This window comes from Streptomyces sp. NPDC053432 (genome assembly GCF_055585365.1).
In genome coordinates this window covers 227591-251189 of sequence record NZ_JBVJKF010000011.1, presented here as the reverse complement: position 1 = coordinate 251189, position 23599 = coordinate 227591, and the positions used below count along the sequence as shown (strand labels likewise).

Sequence of the window (23599 nt, the reverse complement as noted above, 5' to 3'; positions counted from 1 at the left end):
TCCGGTACCGGTGCCCTGCCGGGGCAACGGCGTCCGCCCGGCAGGGCACGGCCGTACCCGCGCCGGGCGGGGGATGGCACACTGCCTGAGTGATCGATGATCTTCCCGTCGGCCTGAGGGCCCGTCGCCCCGGCGGTGCGGACCATCCGCGCGTGCTCGCCGTACTGGACGCGTGGTGGGGCGGGCTCAAGGGGGAGGCGGGGGCGAGGGAGCGGGCGCTGCTCCTGCCCCGGCTGTACTTCCAGCACTTCACCACCACCAGCTTCCTGGTCGAACACGGCGACGGCGAGGTCGCGGCCTTCCTCGTCGGATTCCTGTCGCAGACGGAACCGGGAACCGCGTACGTGCACTTCGTCGGTGTGGACCCGGCGCTGCGCGGCCAGGGCGTCGGGCGCGCCCTGTACCGGGCCTTCTTCACGCTCGCCCGCTCGCACGGCCGTCGTCACGTGCACTGCGTCACGAGCCCGGAGAACACCGCCTCACGTGCGTTCCACACCCGGCTCGGCTTCACGGCCTCGGCCGTACGGGTGGACTACGACGGCCCCGGACTCGACCGGGTGGTCTTCACCATCGACCTATCCGCGCACCCCGCGGCCACCGCGTAGGGCCCGCCCGCCCGCCGTACGGCCATCCGGCCGTCGGAGCGGGGGACTTCACCCGCCGCGTTCCTTGGTCATCCCCGGGCCGCGTGTTTCGATCGTCCACGCGGTCGCCGCACGAACGCCCATGCGTACGGTGAGCCCGCCCTCGTGCCGAGCACCCACCCAGGAGGATGTCGATGGCCCGCCGCACCCCCGTTCGCGGTCTCGTCGCCGCCGCCACCGCCGGCGTCGCGATGCTCGTACCGGCCGCACCGGTCGGTGCCGCACCCACGGAGGGTGCCGCGGCCCTTCCCCAGGCGCGGATCTTCATGGTCAACCCCGTCCAGTCGACGGGCGACCAGAGCCTCACCGACCGGCGGGACTCCGCCACCGCCGTCCCGGACTCCGCCTACGCCCTGGCCGAGTTGCGCAACCTCGACACGAGCGGGCGGCTCACAGGGAGGTGGGCGTACATCCGCTCGGAGACCGGCGCCCCGGCCTCGGTCCCGGCGGCGGCCACGTACGACCGCGGCGACGACCAGTTCGAGCAGGTGATGGCGTACTTCTGGATCAACGAGGCGCAGGACTACCTGCAGGGCCTGGGCTTCGGCAGCGAACTGCCGGGAGCCAACGACCGCCGGCAGGCGGTGCGGATCAACCAGTGGGGCCGGGACAACTCCTTCTTCACCGACCGCAGGGGCGAGATCCGCTTCGGCAAGGGCGGCGTGGACGACGCCGAGGACGCCGAGGTGATCGTCCACGAGTACGGCCACGCGGTGCACCAGGCGCAGGTGCCCGGCTTCGGGTCCTCCCCCGAAGCGGGGGCGATCGGCGAGGCCTTCGGGGACTACCTGGCCGTCGAGGTGGGGGAGAACGCGGTGCAGGCGCACGGCTGGCCGCGCCGGGCGGACCTGGCGTGCGTCGCGGACTGGGACGCGGTCTCCTACACCACCGCCCCGCACTGCCTGCGCCGGGTGGACGGCGACAAGGTGTACGGGGACCTGGAGGGCGAAGTGCACGCCGACGGGGAGATCTGGTCGCGGGCACTGTTCGACATCCGGAACGCTCTGGGCGCCCGCGTCGCCGACCGGATCATCGTGAACGCGCAGTTCGGCTTCGCGCCCGACACCAGCTTCGAGGACGCGGCCCTGACGACCATCGAGACGGCACGCCGGATGTACGGCACCCCCGAGGCGGACGCCGTGCGGGCCGCCTTCGCGGCCCGGCAGATCCCCGGTGTCGTATAGCTCCCGCCCCATGGAAAAGCGTCTGTACCGGTGGGCTCGATCGTGATCGAATAGGGGATGACATCGTTCTGGATCGGCAAACGGATACGCCTGCGCGGCATCGAGCCCGACGACTGGACCGCGTTCATGCGCTTGTCCGTGGACGAGGAGCGGATGGGCGATCTGCTGCACCCGCCCCGTTCCGCCGAGGCCTTCCGTAGCCGGGCGAAGGAGCAGGCCGCGGCCACGTCCGATGGCGACTGCTTCGGGTTGGCGGTCGAAGCCGTCGACACGGGGGAGATGGTCGGTGCCGTCGGCGTGGCGCAGGCCGATCCGCGGGCCGGCTGGTTCGAGTACGGCGTCACGATCGGCGCTGACCACCGGCGCAGAGGGTATGCGGCGGAAGCCGTCGTGATGCTGCTGCGTTTCATGTTCGAAGAGCGGCGCTACCACAAGTGCGAAGCGCGGATCTTCGCCCACAACGAGGCATCGCTGGCGCTTCACCACCGGCTCGGCTTCGTGGAGGAGGGCCGCCTCCGCGATCGCGTCTTCGCCGCCGGCGGACACCGTGACCTGGTCATCATGGGCATGCTCGCCGACGAGTTCACCCCCTAGTGCCGGCGCCCCACGGGCTCCGGGACCCCGCGGCCCTTGAGGGCCGCGGGGGAACGGGATGTGGTGGTGACCGGGGGTCAGAGCGCCCCGACGACCTTCCGGGCGGAGACGCGGACGACCACGCGCGGGGCGTCGTCGACGGACGCCGGGTTGAAGTCGCGGTACTCCTTGCCGGTGTACTTCAGCGAGAGCTCGTTGATCAGCTCCTGGCCGCCTTCGGTGCTGAGCTGGGCGGTGCCGCGGATCTCCGCGTACTCGTACGGGGAATCGAAGGGCTGCAGCAGGACGGTGACGCGCGGGTCGCGGCGCATGTTCTTCTCCTTGCGCCGGCCGACGGTCGTCGAGATCAGCACGTCGTCGCCGTCGCGCTTCACCCAGACCGGTGACACCTGGGGGCTTCCGTCGGGCTGGATGGTGGCGATGGTGACGAAGACGGGGCTGTCGAGCAGCTCCTTGAGCCGGTTGCTGAGCTCAGCGGACACGATGGTTCCCTTCGGACGGGGTACGGATGTAGCCCCACCTACTACCGCAGCCCGCCCCGGATTCGCGGGAACCGGCCGATCGTGGCCGTGGCGGGTCACGTCCGCGGATCCCCGTGCGGGGCCTCGGCGTGGATCCTGCCGGACCGCCGTCAGTCCCGGTACACGAGGACGAACTCCCCGTAGGGGTGTGTGCCGTGGAGGTCCGCCGTCTCGTCGAGGGCCGCGCGAAGGGCCCGCAGGTGGGCCGTGGTGAGCTGGAGCGGCGGCTCGTCCGGCTGGTGCGTGGTGCCGCGGGGGTAGTCCTCGCCCGGCGTCGTGGTCATCTCGATGTGGCAGCCGAGGACATGGCGGACCGGCCGGGTGGCGCAGAAGTCCAGCAGGCGGTCGACGGTGGCCGAGTAGGCCGTCCGGTCCTCGATGTAGAGCCGCCCGGGGTAGACGGAGTCACCGGTCAGCAGGAGGCCGGTGTGACGGTCGTGGAAGACCAGGGCGGCCCGCTGGTGGCCGGGGCCGGGGATCAGGTCGAGGATCCGGCCGCCCAGGTCCAGTTCGCCGGTCCGGTCCGGCCAGTCGGCGAGGCCGAAAGCGGCCCTGACCTCGTCCAGCCCGGGCCCCACGACGGTGGTGTGCGGCCGGTCCGCGAACTGGCCGTCCGCCGCGACGTGGTCGCCGTGGCCGTGCGTGTGGGCCACGAGCAGCGGGTACGCGGCCCTCGGATGCCGCTCCAGCCAGTCCGCGACGAGCCGGTCGACCGTCTCCCGCAGCGGGAAATGGGCCGGGTCGGCGGACGCTCCCGTGTCGAGGAGCAGCGCCCGCTCATTGCCGAAGAGGAGGAAGAGGAACGGGGCTTCGTAGTGCACGGATTTGTTCTGGCGCAGGATCACGGTGTGCTCGGAGTAGGCGTGGACCTGGATCTCCGGGGCCGGGTCGTGCTTCGGGGAGGGCCAGCCCGCGTGCCAGACGACGTCGAGACTGCCCGCGACCGGGGCGCCCCGGAGGAAATCGATCACCTGTCCAACATACCTTCGCCGCCGGGCGCGGGGGAGCCGGCCGCCGGGGTCCGCAGCCCCCGGCAAACCTTTCCGGTCGCAATACCCCCTAGAAGGGCTCGGCGGCCCGCAGGATCTCCTGTGGCAGGTAGGGGGACTCGACCCGGATCGCCCAGCCGCGCCGGCGGGCGTGGCAGGCCAGGGCGAGGATGTCGATGTTGACGGCGGCATCCGGATCGTCGGCGCGGTCGGCGACCTGGTAGTGGGCGCGGTGGGCTTCGAGCGCGTCTGCCAGGGCCAGGTTGAAGCTCTCCTCGTCACCCTCGACGAGCTGCGACAGCAGCACGGCCGGCGGCATGGCGAAGCCCCAGTCCCTGGCCTTCTCGGCCTGCTCCAGCGCCCGCTGCGCGGCGGCTTCCGGGTCGTCGCCCTTCAGGTAGGCGTGGAGGGCCTCGCGGTACGGGCCGAAGGCGGATCCGTCGGGGCCGGCGAAGGCGGGGCCGGTGAGGACCAGCGGGGCGAGGTCCTCGCGGGCGCCCGTGATCAGGGCGAAGGCGACGGCGGTCTGCCAGGTGCCGGCTCCGGCCCCCTTCTTCCGCGCGGCCGGGTAGCGCAGGCTGCGGCCGTCGACGGTCACCTCGGTCTCGGTGCCCGGTTCCGCGAGCGCGATGCGGAAGAGGGCCGCACCCATCTGGGAGACCAGCCCGAGGGCCGCGAGCTGGGCGTCCGTGATACCACCGGGGACCCGCGCCCGCCACTTGAAGAGGCGCTCCTGGTCCTCCATGACGCTCTCGAGCCGCCAGACCTGCAGGGGTTCGCCGTCGACGGGAGTGAAGGCCTCCTCGAGGTATGCCGCGTACCGGGCCTCCCTCTGCGGGTTCACCGCCCGCTCGCAGTCCGGCCGGTCCACCACCAGCGGGCCCGCCGCCAGTTCGGCGACCGCGTCCGGCCGCCGGTCCCGGCCGAACCCCCCGACCCGCGGGGGCCGCGTCTCGAAGCCGGTGACCAGCGCGTGCGGGAGGTAGTCGCTGCTGACGGCCGGCGCCCAGCCCAGCGTCCGGTACGCGAGCGCGGCCAGCGCGATCGGGACGAGCGGGAGAAGGGTGCGAGGGGAGGTCGTCGAGCCGTGCAGGGCGGCGTGCCGGGTGAGGAGGCCGGCCAGCGAGGCTTCGAAGGCGTCCCGGTCCTCGGCGGCCAGGGCGCGGAGGGTCTGCAGCGCGGCGCTGTCCGGCCGGTCCAGGAGGGGTTCGCCGGTCTCCTCGGCGCGGCCCCGGATCCGGTCCAGGGCCGCGTCGACGGCGGCGAGCTTGGCCCGCGCGCTCGGCGGGTACTCCTCGTCGTCGCCGGTGTCGTCCAGGACCACGGCCATCAGCCCGGTGACGAGCTCCCCGACGGGCGTTCCCCGCGTCCGCGAGGCGAACTTGTCGCGGGCGAAGTGGAAGGCCTCGCCGTGCCACTTGGCCTTGTCCCGGAGCACCGCCAGGCAGAGCGCGTCGGTCCACTCGCCGGGCGTGACGCTCTCCTCGGGCTCGTCGTCACCGGGGTCGTAGCTCATGCCGAAGTTCACGTACTCCAGGAAGACCTGGAAGCTGCAGTGCGGGTGGTACGCCGCATAGGCGACCGCGCCCGCGGCGGCCTCGGAGGCGTCCTTGAGGGCGGCGGCGGCCTCCGGGGTGTCCAGGCCGGGCGTCTCGACGGAGAGCGCGCCCAGGTAGTCGAGGAACTCGTCCGCGATCGCCTGCCACTCGTAGGTGGCCATCCGGCCACCCCTCGACATGGACCGCACCTGACCCCCGATCCGGTTCGCGAAGTCCTCCCGCGCCGCCGACACGGCGGCCCCGCCCACCTGGTGACGCTCTATCCGCACCTTCGCCCCGCTCCTTGATCGAATACCGGGGGACAGCCTAAAGGGTGCCGGAGCGGGCCCAGTCGGACGCCGTAAGGGCCACTGCTAGTCTGCGGCCATGACCAGGGGGAGATCGCCGGGCCGGATGGCCGCCATGGCGGGGAGCAACGGGGCAGAGCGCGTCCTGATCCTGGCCAGCTTCGTGAACCGCGTCGGCAACGGACTCTTCAACACGGCGTCGGCGCTCTACTTCACCCTGGTCGTGGGGCTCCCGGCGGCCCAGGTGGGCGCCGCCCTCACCGTCGCCGGCCTGGTCGGCCTGCTCGCGGGGATACCGGGCGGCCGCCTGGCCGACCGACGCGGCCCGCGCACGGTCATGATGCTCGCCCTGGCGGTCCAGGCGCTGGCGATGTCCGCCCTCGTGCTGGTCGAGAGCTGGTCCGGCCTCACGGTCGTCGCCACCCTCGACCAGCTCGCCGCGGCCGTCGGCGGCGCGGCCTGGGGAGCCCTCGTCAGCCGGGTCGGCACCGACCGGCCGGCGCTGTTCCGGGCGAAGCTCCGTACGTACGTCAACCTCGGCGTCGTCCTGGGAACCGCGGGCGCCGGATTCGCGGTCGCGGCGAACAGCCGTACCGCCTACCTGGTTCTGATCCTCGGCAACGCGGCCAGCTTCGCGCTCTGCTCCCTGCTGCTGTTGCTGCTGCCCGATTACAAGCCCTCGGCGCCGCCGGCGCAGGAGCGACGCCGGACGGCCCTCGCCGACCGTCCGTACGTGACCTTCACGGTCCTCTACGGCGCGATGGGGCTGCAGTACGCGACGGTGTCCCTGCTCCTGCCCATCTGGATCTCCGAGCACACGAACGCGCCGCGCTGGACCGTGGCCGCGGTGTCCGCGATCAATTCCGGGGTCTGCGTCCTCCTGCAGACCAGGATCGGGTCGCGCATCGAAACCCCGCGCGACGGCGGCAGGGCGTTGCGCACGGCGGGACTCCTCTTCCTCCTCAGCTGCCCGATGATGGCGCTGACCGCGCACACCCCGGGGTGGGCGGCCGTGGGCCTCGCGGTCGTGGCGATCTTCGTGCACAGTCTGGGCGAGATCTGGGAGTCCTCGGCCGGCTTCGCCCTCGGCTTCGGCCTGGCACCGGACCACGCCCAGGGCGAGTACCAGGGGCTCCTCGGGCTCGGCTTCAGCGCGGGCCAGGCACTCGCCCCCGCCATCCTCACCACCATCGTGCTCGGAGCCGGTACGGCCGGCTGGCTGCTCCTCGGCGCGTTCTTCGCCGCCGTGGGCGCGGCCGGCCCCCCGCTCGCACGCTGGGGCACGCGCACCCGGCCCGGACGGGGAACCGGGGCGGCGGCGCCCAGCAGGGAACCGGACGAGGCGCGGGCCCGGCGTTGACGACGCCCGGCGGGTGTGCGGCGGATCGTACGGCGCTCGCCGTGGGGCCTCGGCGCGGGTCTGCGAGACTGACCGCGTGAGCACAACCCGCAGCACGGCAGCCGGAAAGGTCCTCGAGGTTCTTTCGGCCTTCGACCGCGAGCACCCCTCGCAGACACTGTCGGAGATCGCTCAGCGCACCGGCCTGGCCCTGAGCACGGCGCACCGGGTCGTGGCGGAACTGGCGGACTGGGGGGCGCTGGAGCGCGCGGAGGACGGGTCGTGGCACGTCGGGCTGCGGCTCTGGGAGATCGCCTCGGGGTGTCCGCGCACCCAGATCCTGCGCGACGTGGCGCTGCCGTTCATGCAGGACCTCTACGAGGCGACCCACGAGAACGTCCAGCTGGCGGTGCGCGAGGGCACGGAGCTCGTGTTCGTCGAGCGGATCGCCGGGCACCGGTCGGTGGAGCTGCTGACGATGGTGGGCACCCGGTTCCCGATCGGCTCCACCGGGATGGGGCGCGTGCTGCTGGCCCACGCGCCGTCGGACATCCAGGACGAGGTGCTCGAATCCCCGCTGCGGGCCTGGACCCCGCACACCGTCACCGACCCCAGGACGCTCCGCGCGCAGCTGGACCGCATCCGCCGCGAGCAGGTCTTCGTCAGCGACCGGCAGCTCTCGGAGAGCACGGTCGCGGTCGCCGCACCGGTACGGATCGGCCGGAGCGGGCCGGTCGGTGCCGCTCTGGGGATCGTGATCACCATGCGCAGCGCGGACCGTGCGCGCGGGCTGCGCGAACCGCTGCTGAGGGCCGCGTACGGGATCTCCGACGAACTCGGCCGACGCACCCGCCCGACCGGCTGAGAGCCGGCGGCGCCGGCCCGGCCGGTCCGGTGCCGGCGCACCCGGTGGGGCGGGCGGGAATCGGGACGATCGTCCTCGACCGGCGCACCCGCCCCGCGATCGGGACGACCCGAACGGGCCGCGATCCCCGGACGGCCGCCGCCGTTACCGGCTGAGGGAGGTGAGCGCCGCCGGGTCGTACGGCTTCAGTTCGTCGAAGCGGTCGCCGAGGACCTTCGCCGCCCACTGGGGGTCCTGCAGCAGGGCCCGGCCGACGGCGACCATGTCGAACTCCTCGCGTTCCATGCGGTCCAGGAGGTTGTCGATGTCGCCGAGCGCCGCGCCCTCACCGGCGAAGGCGCGGATGAAGTCGCCGTCGAGGCCGACCGAGCCGACGGTGATGGCCGGCCGGCCGGTGAGCTTCTTGGTCCAGCCCGCCAGGTTCAGGTCCGAGCCCTCGAACTCCGGGAGCCAGTAGCGCCGGGTGGAGGCGTGGAAGGCGTCGACGCCCGCCGCCGCCAGCGGGGCGAGGATCGCCTCCAGCTCCTGCGGGGTCTGCGCGAGCCGTGCGTCGTAGGCCTCCTGCTTCCACTGCGAGTAGCGGAAGATCACCGGGAACCCGGCCGAGACCCGCTCGCGGACCGCGGCCACGATCTCCGCGGCGAACTTCGTACGGGCCACCGCGTCGCCCCCGTACCCGTCGGTGCGGCGGTTGGTCCGCTCCCACAGGAACTGGTCGAGCAGGTAGCCGTGCGCGCCGTGCAGTTCCACGCCGTCGAAGCCGATCCGCTCGGCGTCCGCGGCGGCGTCGGCGAACGCGCCGATCACGTCGTCGAGGTCGGCGCGGGTCATCGCCTTGCCGGCGCCCTCGGTTCCGTCGACGCGGATGCCGGAGGGGCCGACGGCGGGCGCGTCCGCGTACGGCGGCTCGCCCTGCTTGCGGACCATGCCGATGTGCCACAGCTGCGGCACGATCGTGCCGCCCGCCTCGTGCACGGCCGCGGCGACCTTCGCCCACCCCGCCAGCTGGTCCTCGCCGTGGAACCGCGGCACCCGGTCGCTCTGGCCGGCGGACGCGTGGCCGACGTAGGTGCCCTCGGTGACGATCAGGCCCACGCCCGCGGCGGCCCTGCTGGAGTAGTACGCCCGGACGTCCTCGCCGGGCACGCCGCCGGGGGAGAACATCCGCGTCATCGGCGCCATCGCGATGCGGTTGGGGACGGTCAGGCCGTTCAGCGTGACGGGCCGGGAGAGGATCTCGGCCGCGCGGGAGGCGGTGGACGTGGTGACGGTCATGCGGGACCTCCGGGTGGGGGCTGTGACTCGTGGCTCGTCAGGACGACAGCGTGGAGTGCATAGTACACATGTTATGTATCATGCATATCGCGGCCGGCGGCCCCGGGTCCGCGATAATGGGCGCCGGACGGAGCGGGAGGCGCGGTGCTGGAGAAACTGGAGCGGGAGCTGATGCTGCTCTCGCGGCACCAGGTGCTGGCCCGGCGCGAGCGCGACCCCGAACGCCTGGAGCGGTCGGCGTACCTGCTGCTCAGCCGGATCGACACCCAGGGCCCCATGTCCATCGGACAGCTGGCCGAGGCCTTCGGACTCGACACCTCGACCGTGAACCGCCAGACGGCCGCACTTCTGCGCTGCGGCCTGGCCGAGCGCGTCGCGGACCCGGACGGCGGCATGGCCCGCAAGCTGCGCATCACCGCCGAAGGCGGGCGCAGGCTCGCCGGGGACCGCGAGGCCAACCGTTCCTGCCTGGCCCAGGTGGTCGCCGACTGGTCGCCCGAGGAGATCCGCGAGCTGGAGGACGTCCTGGTCCGGCTCAACCGCAGCGCCGAGGCCCTCGAAGGCCGGTACTGGCCGCGCGCGGAGGAGGACGCCGCCCGCCCCGGGGGCGAGCGGCCGCCTCAGCCGCGGTAGTTCAGCTCGGCGAGTTCGGTGGCGAGACGGCGGCGCAGGGCGGGGATCCGGGAGGCGACGGGAAGCACCGTGTTGCGCGCCGTGCGCAGGACCGGGTTGCGGGTGGTCGCCATGCGGGTCATCCGGTCGGTGAGGGCCACCACCCGCTGGGCGACGGGCCGGCGTCGGGCTTCGTAGCGGTCGAGGTCCCCCTCGGCGAAGGCACGGCCGAGGGCGTACGCGTCCTGGATGCCGGTGTTCATGCCCTGGCCGCCCGCGGGGCTGTGGACGTGGGCCGCGTCCCCGGCCAGGAGCAGCCGGCCGGCCCGGTAGCGGTCGGCGACACGGTGGTGGATCCGGAACCGGGAGGACCAGGCCAGCTCGCGGACGGCGGCCCGGCCGGGCGCGCGCTCGTCCAGCAGCCCCTGTACGAAGGCGAGGTCCGGCTCCGCAGGGGCCTCCGCGACGCTCGCGACCACCCGGAAGCGCCCGCCGGGCAGCGGGGCGACCACGGTCAGCCCCGCCCGGCCGAGCGTGAGGGAGACCTCGCCGGCGCCGGGGGCCCAGTCCATGACGACGTCCGCCAGCACGAAGGACTCCTCGTACGCACTGCCGGTGAAGTCGATCCCGGCGGCCTCCCGGACGATGCTGTGCATCCCGTCGGCGCCGACGGCGTGGCCGGCGCGCAGGGTCTCGCCGGTGGCGGTGGTGAGGGTGACGCCGTCCGCGTCCTGGGTGATCGAGGTGACCTCGTACGGACGGTGGACGTCGCGGCCGAGGGCGCGCAGGCGGGCGAGGAGCACGGCCTCGGTCCGGTCCTGCGGGACCATCAGCGCATAGGGGTGGGCGGTGGGCAGGCCGTCGAAGGTGACCGCGGCGAGCGGGCGGGCGCCGTCGCGGATCCGGAACGTGCCGACGGTGATGCCGAGGCCGATCAGCTCGGCGGAGAGTGCGCCGGTGGCGTCGAGTTCGTCGAGGACCTCGAGGGTGCGGGCGTGGACGACGGCGGCGCGGGAGCTGTTGGCGCCCTCCGCCTGCCGGTCGAGGAGTACGAAGTCGATGCCGGCCTCGGCCAGGGTCACGGCGAGCGCGAGGCCGGTGGGGCCGGCGCCGACGACGGCGACGTCGGTGGTGGCGGGGAGCGGGAGCGGGGCGGTGCCGGTCATGACGAGCCTCCTCCAGTAGGTCAACGCGTGTTGGCCAACGGCTGTTGACTCCACGATGCGCCCAGGCGTCCTGGTGTGTCAACAGTCGTTGGCCTACAGTTGTTGGCATGACGGCACGACGCACCTCCGATCACACCAAGGCGGCGATCCTGCGGGCCGCGCGCGAGCGGTTCGCCGTCCAGGGATACGAGCGCACCACCATCCGGGGCATCGCCGCGGACGCCGGGATCGACCCCTCCATGGTCATGCGGTACTTCGGCAGCAAGGAGCAGCTCTTCGGCGCCAGCCTGGCCATCGACCTGCGGCTGCCGGATCTGGCCGCCGTGCCGCCGCAGGAGCTGCCGGCGGCGCTGGTGAGGCACTTCGTGGAGCGGTGGGAGGGGGACCCGGCGGACGACGCACTGCTGGTGCTGCTGCGCTCCGCGGTGACGAACGAGCAGGCGGCGGCCCGGATGCGTGAGGTGTTCGCGGCGCAGGTGGCCCCGGCACTGGCGGCGGCCCTCGGCCCGGAGCGGGCCGCGCGGGCGGCGGGCCTGGTCGCGGCCCAGCTCCTGGGCCTGGCTCTGACCCGCTACCTGCTGAGACTCCCCGGGGTGACGGCCCTGTCCCCGGAGGCGGTGGTGACGGGCCTGAGCCCCGCCCTGGCGGCCACCCTCGCCGCCTCCTGAGGGCCGTCCCGCGACGGATCCGGCCGCAGCGAGATCATTCCGCTGCGGCCGCCCCGGCCGGCCTGTCGGGGAGGGAGCCCGAGGCGAAGGCGAGGATCTCGCCGACCGCTTCGCGCAAGGTGCGGAAATGGCGGTGCACACCGTCCACCGCCGCGACGGTGTTGACGCCCCACACCGTCATCCCGGCACGCAGCCCCGCCTGCACCCCGGACGGGGCGTCCTCGATGACCAGGCAGTCCTCCGGCCGGGCGCCGAGGCGTGCGGCCGCCTGCAGGTACGGCACCGGCGACGGCTTGCCCTCCTCCACGGCGGCCGCGTCCACCACGACCTCCGGCAGCGGCAGGCCCGTCCGCGCGAAACGGCCGCGCACCCGGTGCTCGTAGTTCGACGTCACCAGCGCCCAGGTGCCGGGCCGCAGCGCACCGAGCAGTTCCGGGCCGCCGTCGAAGGCCCCGTAGGCGCCGGTGCGGGCGTCCTCGTCCTCCAGCTCGTGCAGTGCGGCGAGGCACTCCTGACCGTCCCGGTCCGGGGCGACCTGCGCGAAGGTCTCCACCGGCCGGGTCCGCAGCGCCACCCGGTAGACCTCGTCGGGGTCCAGGCCGTACCGCTCCGCCCAGGTCCGCCAGACCAGGCGCTGATTGTCCAGGGCGTCGATCAACGTGCCGTCGACATCGAACAGGACGTACCTCGTCGCACCGGACGGGCGGGGTTCACTGATCACCTGCTGATCATGTCATCCTGTGAACCGCCGCACATCGCCCGGTCGTACAGGGCCGAAAGGGCCCCGTCGATCGGGTGGGGCCGCGGGACGCCCGAGGCGTCGATGACGTTCCACCGCTGGAGGTTGACGGCGACCGACATCTGGCGGCGGCCGTCGGCCCGGGTCAGCGAGATCGTCCCGGCGCCCCACACCGTGCCGCCGTGGCCCCAGAAGGTGCCGCAGCGGGTCTCGACCCGCTGCAGCCCGAGGCCGTACTGGATGGTGGAGCCGTCCAGGGCCCGGACCGGCACCGTCTGCTGCATCCGGGCCAGCGACGACGGGCTGACGATCCCGCCGTCGAGCAGCGCGGCGTAGAAGCGGTTGAGGTCGTCCATGGTCGACACGAGGGCGGCGCCGGTCCACGTCCAGGACATGTTGTAGACGCTGTAGTCGCGCGGCGGGTCGAGCAGGCCGTGGAACGACTCGTACATCCGCGCGTGCGGACCCTCGATCCACGGCCCGGCCGGGAAGGACGTGTCGCGCAGCCCGGCCCGCTCGATGACGTTGCGCGTGATGTACTCCTCGGCCGTGGTGCCCGTCACCCGCTCCAGCAGCCGCCCCAGCAGCAGGTAGTTGGTGTTGGAATACACGCCGGGAACGGCCCCGGGCTCGCCGGCGGGAGGTGCGGACAGCCCCAGCCCGATCAGCTCGTCGGGGTCGAACTGCCGGAAACGGTTCTCGTCGAGACTCCGGGAGGACATGTCGGGCAGGGAGGGGAACCCCTGGAGGGACGGGAACGCGTACGGGATGTAGTCCGGGATGCCGCTGGTGTTGTTCAGCAGCATCCGTACGGTGATCCTGCGGCCGCGGTCCCCCGGCACCAGCTGCGGCAGGTAGTCGCCGACCGGTGCGTCCAGGCGGATCCGGCCCTGCTCGGCCTGCTGCATGACCGCCGCCGCCGTGAACGTCTTGGTGACGCTGCCGACGCGATGGCGCATGCCCGGAGTGACGGGGCGCCCGGTCGCGGTGTCGGCGACCCCCGAGGCACCGCGCCACGTCAGGCCGCCGTCGCGGACCTGCGCGAACACGCCCGGCACACCCGCCCGGTGGACGCCGTCCAGGGCGCTGCCGAGCGCGGCCGCCACCCCCGCCGGACCGCCGCCGGGCTCCGGGGCCGCCGCGACCGTGCCCGCGCTCGCGGTCACGCCCAGTGCGGCCGCCGCCGCACCCGCGCACACCGTGAGCCGGATCCTCCTGGTCCTCGTCATGCTCTTCCTCCCTTCTCCGGTCACGGGGCCAGGGCGCGCCGCAGGGCCGCGCCGACATCAGTGATCTGACGCTGCGACACCTCGGCGGACAGGATCGCCTGGGAGCCGTGGAAGGTGCCGGGCCACTGGTGGAGCTCGACCGACACGCCCGCCCGCAGCAGGCGCAGCGCGTACTCGATCCCCTCGTCACGGTTCGGGTCGAGCTCGGCGGTGGCGATGTACGCCGGAGGCAGCCCGGACAGGTCGGCGGCGCGGGCGGGCGCGGCGTACGCGGTCGCGGGCTCCGCACCCAGGTAGTGCCGCCACGAGGCGCTCAGCTTGGCCCGGTTCAGCCAGGGGGTGTCGGTGAACCGCCGCTGCGACCAGGTCTCCTGGCGGTCGTCCAGCCCCGGTTCGTTCAGCAGCTGGAAGCGGACCGCCGGGCCCTGTTCGTCGCGGGCCCGCAGGGCCACCCCCGCCGCGAGGTTCGCACCGGCGCTGTGGCCCCCGACGGCGATCCGCGCCGGGTCGACGCCGAGGTCCGCCGCCTGGTCCGCGGTCCAGCCGAGGACCGCCCAGACGTCGTCCAGGGCGGCCGGATAGGGGTGTTCGGGCGAAAGCCGGTAGCCCACCGAGACCACCACCGCACCGGTGGCCACGGCGATCCGGACGGCCCACTTGTCCTCGGTGTCCAGGTCGCCGACGATGTGCCCGCCGCCGTGCATCCACACGACGGCGCCCTGCGGCCGCTGCGGTCGGTAGAGGCGGACCGGCACGGGCGGGTCGGCGGGCACCAGGCGGTCCTCGACGAGCAGGCCGGAGGGGTCCACGGCCGGCCGTGCGGCCGCCATGTCCGCGTAGATCTTGCGGTCGGCGACCGGATCGGTCCAGTCGCTGAGCGGGAACAGCGGTACGAAAGCTTCGAGTTCGGGGTCCATGGCGACCATCCTGGCGGCCGCGCCCCGCGGCGTCGCCCGCCGACCGTCGCGCATCGCACCCCGCGCGCGCACCGAACGGCGCGGCCCCTCCTCCTATCCTTCACGCATGGAGGCATTGGCCGTACGACTGTCAGGACTGGATCCGTACGTGGACGGCGCGATACGCATCGTGGCCTTCTACGACACGCTCATGCGCCGCCGGGTGGACCTGCCGGCCCTCGGCCGGGCCTCGGCCGCGTTCGCCGAATGCGTCGTGGGGCTGCGGCTCCACGGCACGGGCGGCGTCGTCCGCGCGACCCCCGACGGCCGGCCCGCCCCCGCCCTTCCCGCGCCCGCGTCCACCACCGTCCCGATCACGCTCGACGACGAGGAGATCGGCACGGTGTGGCTGGAGCGCCCCGGCCCCGCCGGCCCGCTCGACGAACTGCTCCTCGACCGGTTGGCCCTCGCCGCCGCCGGAGTCGTCGAGCGCTACGGTCCGGCCCGGACCACCATGGCCGACCCGGCCCTCGTCGAACTGGTCGTCAGCGCCGACGCCGACGAGGCGGACCGCGCCCGCGCGTTACGGCTGCTCGGCTTCGCGGCGGGGGTGCCGGTCCGGGTCCTCGCCGTCCGCTCGCCGCTGCCGCTCGACCGGATCGGCGCGCTGGTGTGCCCGGCGGGCCCCGTCAAGGCGGCGCTCATCGGCGACGTGGGCGTCATCCTGGCCACCGGCGTCGACCCGGCCCGGCTCCCGGCGGACGCCCGCGCGGGCATCGGGAGCGACGGCGGCCCCGCCCGCTCCTGGCGCCAGGCCCGCGCGGCCCTGCGTTTCACCGGCCCGCGCGAACCCGTCGTCCGCTACGCCGACTTGGGCGCGTTCGCCCTGTTGGCGGAGATCCCTGAGGAGGCCGTACGGGACAACCCGGACGTGGCCGCCGTCGCCCGGCTCGCCACCGACGGGCACGACCTGGAAACCCTGGACGCCTACTGCGCCACGGGCTCGCTGCGGCGCGCCGCCGAGCTCCTCCACCTCCACCACAGCAGCGTCTCCCGCCGCCTCGAACACATCGGCCGAAGCCTCGGCATGGACCTCACCGCGCCCGCCGGAGCGGCCCGGGCCGGGCTCGCCCTGACTGCGTGGCGCCTCCTCGCCGACGGCCCGCCGGGCGCCGCAGCCCCCTGACCAGCGGAGCGGTCCACTCCGTGCAGGGCCTGCGTCGTCTTCGTGCACGCCCCGCACACCGGGGGCCCCGGTGCGTGATGTGTAATAGAACACCCGGAGCGATCACGTCGCGCGAGAAGGCGTCCCGTCAGCCCCAGGCCCACAGGTTCTGGTCGCCGGCGAGAGGCCGTTGACGTGGGCGGCCGCACCATGCGTGCGAGCCGGCCACCGCCGGCCACCACCGCGAACACCCGTGGCCGGCCCGCTGTCTCCCGACGGTGTGCCCCGGGGTTCGCTGAGAGCCCACCCGTCGGTGGGGCCCCTCTCCGCACGGCCCGTTCCGCCTGAAGACGCCGTCCTCGTGGAAGGAAACAAGTGATAGCCGAGCGAAGCGCGCAGGGCGCGTACGACGTGGTGCCCGGAGCGCTCCCCGAGGACTGGGCGCGTGCCCCTCTGGTCGTCGTCATGCCCACGTACAACGAGGCGGGCAATCTGCCGGTCATGGCCGACCTGCTGATGAACCTGGGCCTGCCCGGCCTGCGCCTGCTCGTCGTCGACGACTCCTCCCCGGACGGCACCGGACGGATCGCCGAGGAGCTCGCGGAGAAGTTCCGGGCCGAGGACGGCAGCGCCCGGATCTCGGTGATGCACCGTGCCACGAAGGACGGGCTGGGCCGGGCCTACGCCGCGGGCATGAGCAGGGCGGTCGAGGACGGCGCGCAGTACGTGCTCCAGATGGACGCCGACGGCTCGCACCCGGCGGACAGGATCGCGGGAATGCTGGGCGTGGCCCTGTCCACCGGCGCGGGCCTGGTCGTCGGCAGCCGCTACGTCCCCGGCGGCACCCTGTCCGACGCCTGGGGCGTCCACCGCAGACTCCTCTCGCGATGGGCCAACGCCTACGCGAGCACCGTCCTGGGCAGCCGCCTCCGGGACATCACCGGCGGGTTCAACCTGTGGAGCGCGGAGGTCCTGCGCGCGATCGACCTCGCGTCGGTCGGCAGCGCCGGCTACAGCTTCCAGGTGGAGATGAAGTACGCGGCCCTGCGGCGCGAGGTGCGGGTGATGGAGGTCCCGATCCACTTCGAGGACCGGACCATCGGCGAGTCCAAGATGAACCTGGCGGTGCAGCTGGAGTCCGTCGTCATGCCGTGGAAGCTCCGCCGGTCCGCCTCCCGTCCGCGGCCGGCCACGCTCGCGCAGCCCTCGGACGAGGGCCCGGCCACGACGTCGAAGACGGACGATTCCCGTCCGGCGGACCGAGCCTGCGGACCCCGCAGGTGAGGAGCTCCGCGCCACCGCGCCGGCCGACCCCCGCGATCCCGGCGGCAGAGGGCCCCGGCAGCGCCCCGGCCCGCAGGCTGCCCGCCCGGTTCGACCCGCTCCTGGCCGCCCTGCTGACGTTCGCCGTCACCTGCACGGGCATCGGCCGCGCCCGGCCCTGGCGGGACGAACTCGCCAGCTGGAGGGCCGCCGAACGCGGCACCGGCGACCTCCTGGCGATGCTCGGCAACGTCGACGCCGTATCCGGTGCCTACTACCTGCTGCTGCACGGGTGGGTCTCCGTCCTCGGCGACTCACCGGCCGCGCTGCGCATGCCCTCGGCGCTGGCCATGTCCGGTGCGGCCGCGTTCGTCGTGCTCGCCGCGCGCAGGCTCTTCGACCGCCGGACCGCCGTCTTCGCCGGAGTGCTCTTCGCCCTGGTGCCCGCCGTGTCCAAGTACGGCCAGGAGGCCCGGTCCTACGCCTTCGTGGTGCTGGCCGCCGCGGCGGCCACCTGGCTGCTGCTGCGCGCGCTGGAAAGGCCGACCGCGCGCCGCTGGCTGCCGTACGCGCTGGCCGTCACCGCCGCCGGGCTCTTCCACGTCGTGTCGTTGCTCTTCCTGGTGCCGCACGGCGTGATCGTGCTCGGGCGCCTGCGGGACTCGCGCTCCCGGCGGCTGCTGGTGTCGTACGCCGTCACCGTCCTGGCCGCCCTGCTGCCGGTGATCCCGCTGCTCGTGCTCGGCAGGCGCCAGGTGGGCCGGCAGATCAGCTGGCTCGCCGTCCCCCACCTGCGCGACCTGGCCGGCCTGTGGACCACCCTGAGCGCATCACTGCTGCTCTCCCTGCCCCTGCTCGCCGCGGCCGCGCTGCCGCTCGCCTGGCCCCGGGGCCGGCGGCCGGCCGTGGAGATCGGCGTCGTGGCCGCGCTGCCGATCCCGCTGGCCTGGCTGCTCTCGCAGGGCACGACCTCGTACTTCCTCGACCGCTACCTGCTCTTCACGCTGCCCGCCTGGGTGGTCCTGGCCGCCGCGGGCCTCGGCGCGCTGCGTCCACGGCCGCTGGGCGCGGCGGGCCTGGTGCTCCTCGCCCTGCTCGGCGCCACCGACCAGCGGCAGCTGCGTACCGAGTACGCCAAGGGAGGGCCGGACGGCAAGCAGGTCGCCGCCGTCATCGCCGCGCACTACGCACCGGGTGACGGCATCGCGGTGGCGGCCAGCCGGGTCTACATGGTCGATGCGATCGTCGAGTACTACCTGCCCCGGCGCGTGCGGCCGAAGGACGTCTTCGTCGAGCGTGCGGCTGTGGCCAACGCCGACCTCTTCCCGGTGGAGTGCGCCCGGCCCGAGCCGTGCCTGGAGGGAACCCGGAGGATATGGCTGGTCACCGGGAGCGGAACCCCGGATCCGTTCAGCCAGTTCCCGCCCGACCGGGAGAAGGCGCTGAAGGACCGCTACAAGCCGGTCGAGACCACCCAGGTGGGCGAGCTCCAGGTCACCCTCGTCGAACGCGCCCGCTGACTCCGTCGAGCCGCCGTGTGCGTATCCCCGGTCAGTCCGGGCAGGCGGGCGATGAACGCACACGGCAACGACGAAGGAGCTGTTCGCCATGACTGAAGACGTCTGGGGCTACCGGGCGACCGTCGGCCGCATCGCGGGTGCGGACCTGTCGGGCTACAAGGTGGAGGCGACCGACGGCAGCATCGGGAAGGTCGACAAGCACTCCGACGAGGCCGGATCCGCCTACCTGGTCGTGGACACCGGGCCGTGGATCTTCGGCAAGGAGGTCCTCCTCCCGGCGAGCACCGTCGTCGGCATCGACACCGAGGACGAGAAGATCCACGTGGGGCTGACCAAGGAACAGATCAAGAACGCGCCCGAGTTCGTGCGGGACCAGCACCTGCAGGACCAGGACTACCGGCACCAGATCGGCGGCTACTACGGCGGAATGCCGCACATGTGAGGCAGTGCGCCGGGCCGCCGCGGGGGCCGGGGGCGGGGCCGGGGCCGGGGCGGGGCTTTGGCTCAGGGCCCCGCGTTGAGTTCCGCCACGACCGAGGCCGGGGTGTGTCCGCTGCCGTCGGACAGGCGGTGGAAGTCGACGGAGACGAAGTTCGGACTGCGGCCCCCGGTCGCGGTCCGGCACTGGTCCGCTATGCGGTTCCGGAGCTTGGCGCCGTTGTCCAGGGCCGCCGTGAGGACCGTGGGCACGTTGCGGTGGTGGCTCATCGTGAACAGCCTCCGGAAGCCTGGCTCCTGCCGGTCCAGCGGCACGTCGGGCCAGCGGGTGACGCACCCGAGGTCGTTGCCCAGGTCGCCGAGGCTCCAGTAGTTGCTCACCGTCCAGGACCTGTCGTACATGACGCCCAGCTGCTCGCGGTCGGACCTGTCCGAGAAGACCAGCAGGCGCTTGCCGGCGTTGACCAGGTCGGCCATCTTCGGCCAGCCCTTCTGCCGGACGCCCCACTGGTCCGCCCGGAACAGCAGCTCGTCGAGCCCGCGCACCCTGCCGAGGGACTGCCCCAGCTGCTCGGCGCTGACGTAGTCCTCGAGGAAGACGGTCACCACCTCCTGCGGGTGGGAGGCCAGGAAGTCCACCACGGTCTGCATGGTGCCCGCGAAGGACTGCCTCGGCAGCGCGTACGTCGCGCCGGCGAAGGTCTTGCAGTCGCCGTGGCACAGGTACACGTCGCTCGGGTAGCAGTCGCTGCCGAAGCTGATGACGCAGAGCCAGGTGCTGTGCTCGTACCAGTGCGTGTCGAGGCTCAGGCCGCGGACGCCGTTGTCGAGCTGGGCGCGCACCGACTCGGACTGGTTCACCGAACTCCAGCGGGAGTCCTCGTAGTTGGTGAAGGCGTTGTGGGTGGTCAGGAAGGAGACCTCGTCGAGGCGGCGGTCGCCCCAGCGCGCGGCGGCCTCGGCCGCCCGTGCGGGGGCGGAGGCGGGGGCCGAGGCGGCGGCGGGGGAGCGGGGCGGCGGCATGGCCGCGGCGGTGCCCGACGCGCCGAGCAGCGTCAGCAGGAAGAGGCACACCAGGAGGCGGAGGCCGGTTCTGCGGGCCGCTGAGGTGCCGGGACGCCCGAAGGCGGCACCTCCGTAAGTCGTGTCCATGTCAATCATGGCGGGGAGGGTAGCGCGCCCACCCGCGATGCGCCGCCCCCCGGACGGCATCGGCCGGATCCCGCCCGCCGCGTGCGGCCGGGATCCGCCGGGAGGACTCAGGCCGCGGCCAGGGTCGTGGCCAGGTTGTCCAGGACATGGGGCCAGCCCTTGCCCATGCCGGCGATGGCCTGTCGCCCCATAGGGGAGTCGAGGTCGAAGTCGGCGTGGGTGAGGACGAGGCGGGTGCCGCCGTCCTGCGGGTGCAGGGTCCAGGTGATGGTGGTGTCGAGGGTGCCCTCGGCGAACCGGTAGGCCAGCAGGCGCTCCTCGTCCACCTCGGTCACCTCGCAGGGCTGAAGGCCGAAGTTGTTGCCCATGTCCAGGGTGAAGCGGTGCCCGACGACGGGCTTGATGTCGCCGGCGGCCCACCAGCGGGCGTGGAGCACGGGGTCCGTCAGGGCCTTCCACACGGCGGCCGGGGGGTGGGGCAGGAACTTCTCGCAGGTGATCGTGTCGTTCTCGACGGTCATGTCCCGTTTTCCTCGTCCAGGAGATCGGACAGCGCCTCCAGGCGCTGCTTCCAGTAGTGCTCGAACGGATGCAGCCATGCGCTCACCTCGGCCAGTGGGGCCGGTTCGAGGTGGTAGAAGCGGTGTCTGCCGCGCGGCTCCTCCCGTACCAGTCCGGCGGTGCGCAGCACCGCCAGGTGCTCGGACACGGCGGGCCTCCCGAGCTCGAACATTCCGGCCAGCTCACCGGTGGAGCGGGGACCTTCGCGCAGGCTCTCGAGCAGTCTGCGGCGCACCGGATTGGCCAGCACGCCGAACACATCCGTAGGCATGAGGGAAGTATGCGTCGGAAATCTCCGACGCGTCAAACTTTTCCGACGCGTCGGCGACGCGTGGTGCATCGTCACTGCATCCTTCGGCCTACCGTGATCTCGGCCCTGCGGAGGACGATCGTGAGGCCCCGCCGCGGGAAGATCGATCCGTGCGGACAACCATCGGATACACCATCGAGAGCCTCGGCTACGTCGTAGGAGCCCAGGGGCTCGTCGGCTTCGCCTCGCAGACCTTCTTCGGCACGGAGTGGGGCTGGATCCACAAGATCGTCGACCTTCCGTCCCCCGCGTACCTGGGCATCCTCGCCGTGGGGACGGCGCTCATCGCAGGCGGGGTGAGACTGCGGAAGGCGCCGGAGCGCGGGGCGGCACGGAGTCTGTGACAGACGCCCGCCGACGCCGACGGCGAGCGTAGGCTTGCGATCATGATTCCTCCGGCGGAGTGGAGCGACCGGCCGTGATGCCCCCGAGCTGCGCGGTCTGCCGCGCGTCCTCCAGAAACCGTGACTACGAGACCTTCACGCTCGTGTACTTCCGGGCGGTGGAGCCACCGCTCGGACACGAGGGGCATCCGGAGAACGCCCTCTGGTTCTGTCAGGACCACGTCCGGTACACGGAGGGCAAGACGGACATGAGCGCCGTCCTGGCCATGGTCCACATAGCCGCGGCGATCCGCCGCAACGCCCCGAACCCGTGGCCGCTCACCAGCCTGCCGTGAACCGGCGGCCGGTCCGGAGGGACGCCTCATGCCCGGGCGCGGGCCAGCAACGCGGTGTGAGGCAACCGCAGGACGCCGTCAGGCCCGGCGAACTCCGAGGACAGCACCTCCAAGTGGCTCCTGATCCCGGCGATCACCGCCGGCTCCTGACTCGTGACGATCTGGCCGATCGTCGCCACACCGGCGGCCGGTCCGCTCCACCATTCCTCAAGCGTCGTCAGGTGGTCCCATGCCACGGTGTCGCATACGACGTCCTTGAGACCGGCCTCACCGAGCAACGCGGCGAAGCCCTCTTCCGTACGGGGGAAGTCGTCTTCGGGGGCAAGAGCCGGCAGGTGGGCCGGCCGCGTGGCGCCCGCGGCCTGGATCGCCCTGCCCAGCAACGCCTGCCCCGGAGCCGTGGGAACCGCCCAGACGGTGACGGCCAACCGGCCGCCGGGCCGCGTCACACGCCGCAGCTCTCTCAGGGCTTGCCGGGGCCGCCCGACATGATTGAGGACGAAGTTGCCGACCACGGCATCGAACTCGTCGTCGGCGAACGGCAGGCGGGGCAGAGCGGCAAGCCGGACGTCGGCCTCCGGGGCCGTCAGTGCCGCCCGGGCCACCATGCCGGGCTCGGCGTCCACCGCCGACACCTTCGCCCCCCGAGCACAGGCGGCCGCGGCCGCGCCGCCCGTACCCGTCCCCACATCGAGGACCCGTACACCCTCGCCGACCCCCGCGGCGTCGAGGAGCTCAGGCACCGGATACGCGCAGAGCTTGGCGAAACTCGCGGCGTAGGCATCGGCCTGCCCCGCCCCCGCCCGCCGCTCGGACTCGTCGAACACCGTCTGCACTCCTGGTCCCCCTCCTCGCGCCTACCACTGCCGCGACAACGTCCGGCGACCCCGACGTCATCCCGAAGTCGATCATCAAATGCGCCCGAAGGACCTCAGGACAGCACCCATTGGGGCGGGTGTCCCGGGTCGGCCGGGCAGGTGAAGACGTGGAGGTCCCGGTCGCGGCCGAAGCGGAGGCGGGTGGGCTGGGCCACCGACCGGCCGCCCCGGATCGAGCCCATCCCCCGCAGGGAAGGATCGCGGTCTTCGAGCGGCATCCAGCTGTGCGAGCCGCGGTCCATCTCCTCGCCCCCGGCGGTCAGCAGGAGTCGCATCGGGGTCGCACAGGACGCGCACGTGATGTCCATCGGGCCCGTCGACGCCCAGCTGGGAAAGCCGCCGACCCGCCAGCCGGGCGGGATCGAGAGCGCGCCCTGGTAGTCCGAGGCGTCGCTGCCGTCTTCCGCCGTCCGGGCGTCGTCCCAGGCGTCGATGCGCGCGATCAGGGCCGCGGGCAGCGTGTCGTCCTCGGCCCACGGATAGGTGTCCACCTCCTCCGGATGCACGACGCAGGGTTCGGGGAGTTCGTGCTCCCAACCGACGAACGGCACTTCGGGCGCGGCGTCGAGGAATCGGCTCGCACGTTCGGTTTCCGCGGCCTTCCGCCACCGCAGGAGATACCGGCGCTCCAGGTGCGGGCCGTGGGTGAACGGGCAGCGGAAGAGCTGCACCAGGTCGGCGCCGCCGGGACCCGCGGCCAGGCCGGGGACGTCCCGGCCGAAGAACTGGGCGAGCGCCATGAACGGCACCGGCCCGTCCTTCCCGGGGCTGCAGGCGTCGGGCCACGGGCGGCTCCGCGGCCATACGCCCGCGGCCCGGGCGGCGCGGATGTCGTCCGGCGCGTACCCCTCGGTCTCGGTCTCGTGCGGCTCGTGGCAGACCGGCCACGGCTCGTCGCCCGGCCACAGCAAGGGCCCGCCGACATGGCTGTCGTGCCGCCCGGGCGCCCCCGGCCGCGGATGCAGGCGCGTGGTCCGCCCCCGGTACGCCGCCAGCTCCGGGAACACGGCCTCCACCGCGACCGGCCTGGCCGGCGTCGTCCTCGTCATACCCGGAACGTACGCGG

Annotated in this window: 26 protein-coding genes; 13 read left to right on the top strand and 13 right to left on the bottom strand. The window is 73.2% G+C overall.

Annotation, left to right across the window (positions count from 1 at the left end; translation table 11 throughout):
* The first annotated feature begins 89 nt into the window (after positions 1 to 89).
* The 3 genes from ACZ6Y1_RS20450 to ACZ6Y1_RS20440 all read left to right on the top strand — a co-directional run bounded on the left by ACZ6Y1_RS20450 (position 90) and on the right by ACZ6Y1_RS20440 (position 2422).
* On the top strand, positions 90 to 605 hold the full coding sequence (locus ACZ6Y1_RS20450) for a GNAT family N-acetyltransferase (RefSeq protein ID WP_469631400.1): 516 nt from the start codon (positions 90 to 92) through the stop codon (positions 603 to 605).
* Between the two features lie 173 nt (positions 606 to 778).
* The gene (locus ACZ6Y1_RS20445) at positions 779 to 1828 is read left to right on the top strand and encodes a M4 family metallopeptidase (protein ID WP_469631397.1); all 1050 of its coding nucleotides are present in this window, start codon (positions 779 to 781) and stop codon (positions 1826 to 1828) included.
* Between the two features lie 57 nt (positions 1829 to 1885).
* Positions 1886 to 2422: a GNAT family N-acetyltransferase gene (locus ACZ6Y1_RS20440; RefSeq protein WP_469631394.1), complete on the top strand. Its 537-nt coding sequence runs from the start codon at positions 1886 to 1888 to the stop codon at positions 2420 to 2422.
* Between the two features lie 77 nt (positions 2423 to 2499).
* Here ACZ6Y1_RS20440 and ACZ6Y1_RS20435 read toward each other — a convergent pair whose 3' ends face one another.
* From ACZ6Y1_RS20435 to ACZ6Y1_RS20425, 3 genes are all read right to left on the bottom strand, one after another.
* The gene (locus ACZ6Y1_RS20435) at positions 2500 to 2904 is read right to left on the bottom strand and encodes a PPOX class F420-dependent oxidoreductase (RefSeq protein WP_469631390.1); all 405 of its coding nucleotides are present in this window, start codon (positions 2902 to 2904) and stop codon (positions 2500 to 2502) included.
* 149 nt (positions 2905 to 3053) lie between these two features.
* Complete coding sequence (locus ACZ6Y1_RS20430) at positions 3054 to 3914, bottom strand: MBL fold metallo-hydrolase (RefSeq protein WP_469631387.1); 861 nt, start codon at positions 3912 to 3914, stop codon at positions 3054 to 3056.
* A gap of 88 nt (positions 3915 to 4002) precedes the next feature.
* Positions 4003 to 5739 (bottom strand): immunity 49 family protein, encoded by a 1737-nt coding sequence (locus ACZ6Y1_RS20425; protein WP_469631457.1) that lies wholly within the window; start codon positions 5737 to 5739, stop codon positions 4003 to 4005.
* 118 nt (positions 5740 to 5857) lie between these two features.
* Between ACZ6Y1_RS20425 and ACZ6Y1_RS20420 the strand changes: the two genes are divergently transcribed.
* On the top strand, positions 5858 to 7138 hold the full coding sequence (locus ACZ6Y1_RS20420) for an MFS transporter (protein WP_469631385.1): 1281 nt from the start codon (positions 5858 to 5860) through the stop codon (positions 7136 to 7138).
* Positions 7139 to 7214: 76 nt separating this feature from the next.
* Positions 7215 to 7982: an IclR family transcriptional regulator gene (locus ACZ6Y1_RS20415; RefSeq protein WP_469631380.1), complete on the top strand. Its 768-nt coding sequence runs from the start codon at positions 7215 to 7217 to the stop codon at positions 7980 to 7982.
* A gap of 144 nt (positions 7983 to 8126) precedes the next feature.
* Here ACZ6Y1_RS20415 and ACZ6Y1_RS20410 read toward each other — a convergent pair whose 3' ends face one another.
* A complete protein-coding gene (locus tag ACZ6Y1_RS20410; RefSeq protein ID WP_469631377.1) occupies positions 8127 to 9257 on the bottom strand; it encodes an NADH:flavin oxidoreductase in 1131 nt (376 codons plus the stop codon).
* A 171-nt stretch (positions 9258 to 9428) separates the two neighbouring features.
* Here ACZ6Y1_RS20410 and ACZ6Y1_RS20405 point away from each other — a divergent pair, with 171 nt between their 5' ends.
* A complete protein-coding gene (locus ACZ6Y1_RS20405; protein WP_469631454.1) occupies positions 9429 to 9890 on the top strand; it encodes a MarR family winged helix-turn-helix transcriptional regulator in 462 nt (153 codons plus the stop codon).
* Here ACZ6Y1_RS20405 and ACZ6Y1_RS20400 read toward each other — a convergent pair.
* Entirely contained in the window at positions 9878 to 11035 is a 1158-nt protein-coding gene (locus ACZ6Y1_RS20400; protein ID WP_469631374.1) for an FAD-dependent oxidoreductase, read from the bottom strand. The two genes, ACZ6Y1_RS20405 and ACZ6Y1_RS20400, sit on opposite strands and share 13 nt — an antisense overlap.
* 107 nt (positions 11036 to 11142) lie before the next feature.
* Here ACZ6Y1_RS20400 and ACZ6Y1_RS20395 point away from each other — a divergent pair, with 107 nt between their 5' ends.
* Positions 11143 to 11703, top strand: coding sequence for a TetR/AcrR family transcriptional regulator (locus ACZ6Y1_RS20395; RefSeq protein ID WP_469631369.1), 561 nt, complete (start codon positions 11143 to 11145; stop codon positions 11701 to 11703).
* A gap of 34 nt (positions 11704 to 11737) precedes the next feature.
* Here ACZ6Y1_RS20395 and ACZ6Y1_RS20390 read toward each other — a convergent pair whose 3' ends face one another.
* From ACZ6Y1_RS20390 to ACZ6Y1_RS20380, 3 genes are read right to left on the bottom strand one after another with little or no spacing between them, the layout of a single operon-like run.
* On the bottom strand, positions 11738 to 12424 hold the full coding sequence (locus ACZ6Y1_RS20390) for an HAD family hydrolase (protein ID WP_469631366.1): 687 nt from the start codon (positions 12422 to 12424) through the stop codon (positions 11738 to 11740).
* Entirely contained in the window at positions 12421 to 13671 is a 1251-nt protein-coding gene (locus ACZ6Y1_RS20385; protein ID WP_469631363.1) for a serine hydrolase domain-containing protein, read from the bottom strand. The genes ACZ6Y1_RS20390 and ACZ6Y1_RS20385 overlap by 4 nt, the downstream gene beginning before the upstream one ends.
* 20 nt (positions 13672 to 13691) lie before the next feature.
* Positions 13692 to 14588 carry an alpha/beta hydrolase gene (locus tag ACZ6Y1_RS20380; RefSeq protein ID WP_469631358.1) on the bottom strand — a complete coding sequence of 299 codons (897 nt, stop codon included), beginning with the start codon at positions 14586 to 14588 and terminating at the stop codon, positions 13692 to 13694.
* A gap of 106 nt (positions 14589 to 14694) precedes the next feature.
* Here ACZ6Y1_RS20380 and ACZ6Y1_RS20375 point away from each other — a divergent pair, with 106 nt between their 5' ends.
* The 4 genes from ACZ6Y1_RS20375 (at position 14695) to ACZ6Y1_RS20360 (ending at position 18957) form a co-directional block, all read left to right on the top strand.
* The gene (locus ACZ6Y1_RS20375) at positions 14695 to 15753 is read left to right on the top strand and encodes a PucR family transcriptional regulator (protein ID WP_469631355.1); all 1059 of its coding nucleotides are present in this window, start codon (positions 14695 to 14697) and stop codon (positions 15751 to 15753) included.
* Between the two features lie 444 nt (positions 15754 to 16197).
* Positions 16198 to 17016 (top strand): polyprenol monophosphomannose synthase, encoded by an 819-nt coding sequence (locus ACZ6Y1_RS20370; RefSeq protein ID WP_469631451.1) that lies wholly within the window; start codon positions 16198 to 16200, stop codon positions 17014 to 17016.
* Positions 17013 to 18515: a glycosyltransferase family 39 protein gene (locus ACZ6Y1_RS20365; RefSeq protein ID WP_469631352.1), complete on the top strand. Its 1503-nt coding sequence runs from the start codon at positions 17013 to 17015 to the stop codon at positions 18513 to 18515. The genes ACZ6Y1_RS20370 and ACZ6Y1_RS20365 overlap by 4 nt, the downstream gene beginning before the upstream one ends.
* Positions 18516 to 18603: 88 nt before the next feature.
* Positions 18604 to 18957, top strand: coding sequence for a PRC-barrel domain-containing protein (locus ACZ6Y1_RS20360; protein WP_469631349.1), 354 nt, complete (start codon positions 18604 to 18606; stop codon positions 18955 to 18957).
* Positions 18958 to 19019: 62 nt separating this feature from the next.
* Here ACZ6Y1_RS20360 and ACZ6Y1_RS20355 read toward each other — a convergent pair whose 3' ends face one another.
* From ACZ6Y1_RS20355 to ACZ6Y1_RS20345, 3 genes are all read right to left on the bottom strand, one after another.
* Positions 19020 to 20114: a PI-PLC domain-containing protein gene (locus tag ACZ6Y1_RS20355; RefSeq protein WP_469631346.1), complete on the bottom strand. Its 1095-nt coding sequence runs from the start codon at positions 20112 to 20114 to the stop codon at positions 19020 to 19022.
* A 98-nt stretch (positions 20115 to 20212) separates the two neighbouring features.
* A complete protein-coding gene (locus tag ACZ6Y1_RS20350) occupies positions 20213 to 20626 on the bottom strand; it encodes an SRPBCC family protein (RefSeq protein WP_469631344.1) in 414 nt (137 codons plus the stop codon).
* Entirely contained in the window at positions 20623 to 20937 is a 315-nt protein-coding gene (locus ACZ6Y1_RS20345) for an ArsR/SmtB family transcription factor (protein WP_469631342.1), read from the bottom strand. The genes ACZ6Y1_RS20350 and ACZ6Y1_RS20345 overlap by 4 nt, the downstream gene beginning before the upstream one ends.
* A gap of 149 nt (positions 20938 to 21086) precedes the next feature.
* On the opposite strand from ACZ6Y1_RS20345, the gene ACZ6Y1_RS20340 reads away from it, so the two are divergent.
* Both ACZ6Y1_RS20340 and ACZ6Y1_RS20335 read left to right on the top strand, forming a co-directional pair.
* A complete protein-coding gene (locus tag ACZ6Y1_RS20340; protein WP_469631340.1) occupies positions 21087 to 21320 on the top strand; it encodes a hypothetical protein in 234 nt (77 codons plus the stop codon).
* Positions 21321 to 21394: 74 nt separating this feature from the next.
* Positions 21395 to 21655 (top strand): hypothetical protein, encoded by a 261-nt coding sequence (locus ACZ6Y1_RS20335; protein ID WP_469631338.1) that lies wholly within the window; start codon positions 21395 to 21397, stop codon positions 21653 to 21655.
* A gap of 26 nt (positions 21656 to 21681) precedes the next feature.
* On the opposite strand, the gene ACZ6Y1_RS20330 is transcribed toward ACZ6Y1_RS20335, so the two are convergent.
* Both ACZ6Y1_RS20330 and ACZ6Y1_RS20325 read right to left on the bottom strand, forming a co-directional pair.
* Positions 21682 to 22491, bottom strand: coding sequence for a class I SAM-dependent methyltransferase (locus tag ACZ6Y1_RS20330; protein ID WP_469631336.1), 810 nt, complete (start codon positions 22489 to 22491; stop codon positions 21682 to 21684).
* Positions 22492 to 22586: 95 nt separating this feature from the next.
* Positions 22587 to 23582, bottom strand: coding sequence for a hypothetical protein (locus tag ACZ6Y1_RS20325; RefSeq protein WP_469631333.1), 996 nt, complete (start codon positions 23580 to 23582; stop codon positions 22587 to 22589).
* Positions 23583 to 23599: the final 17 nt, after the last annotated feature.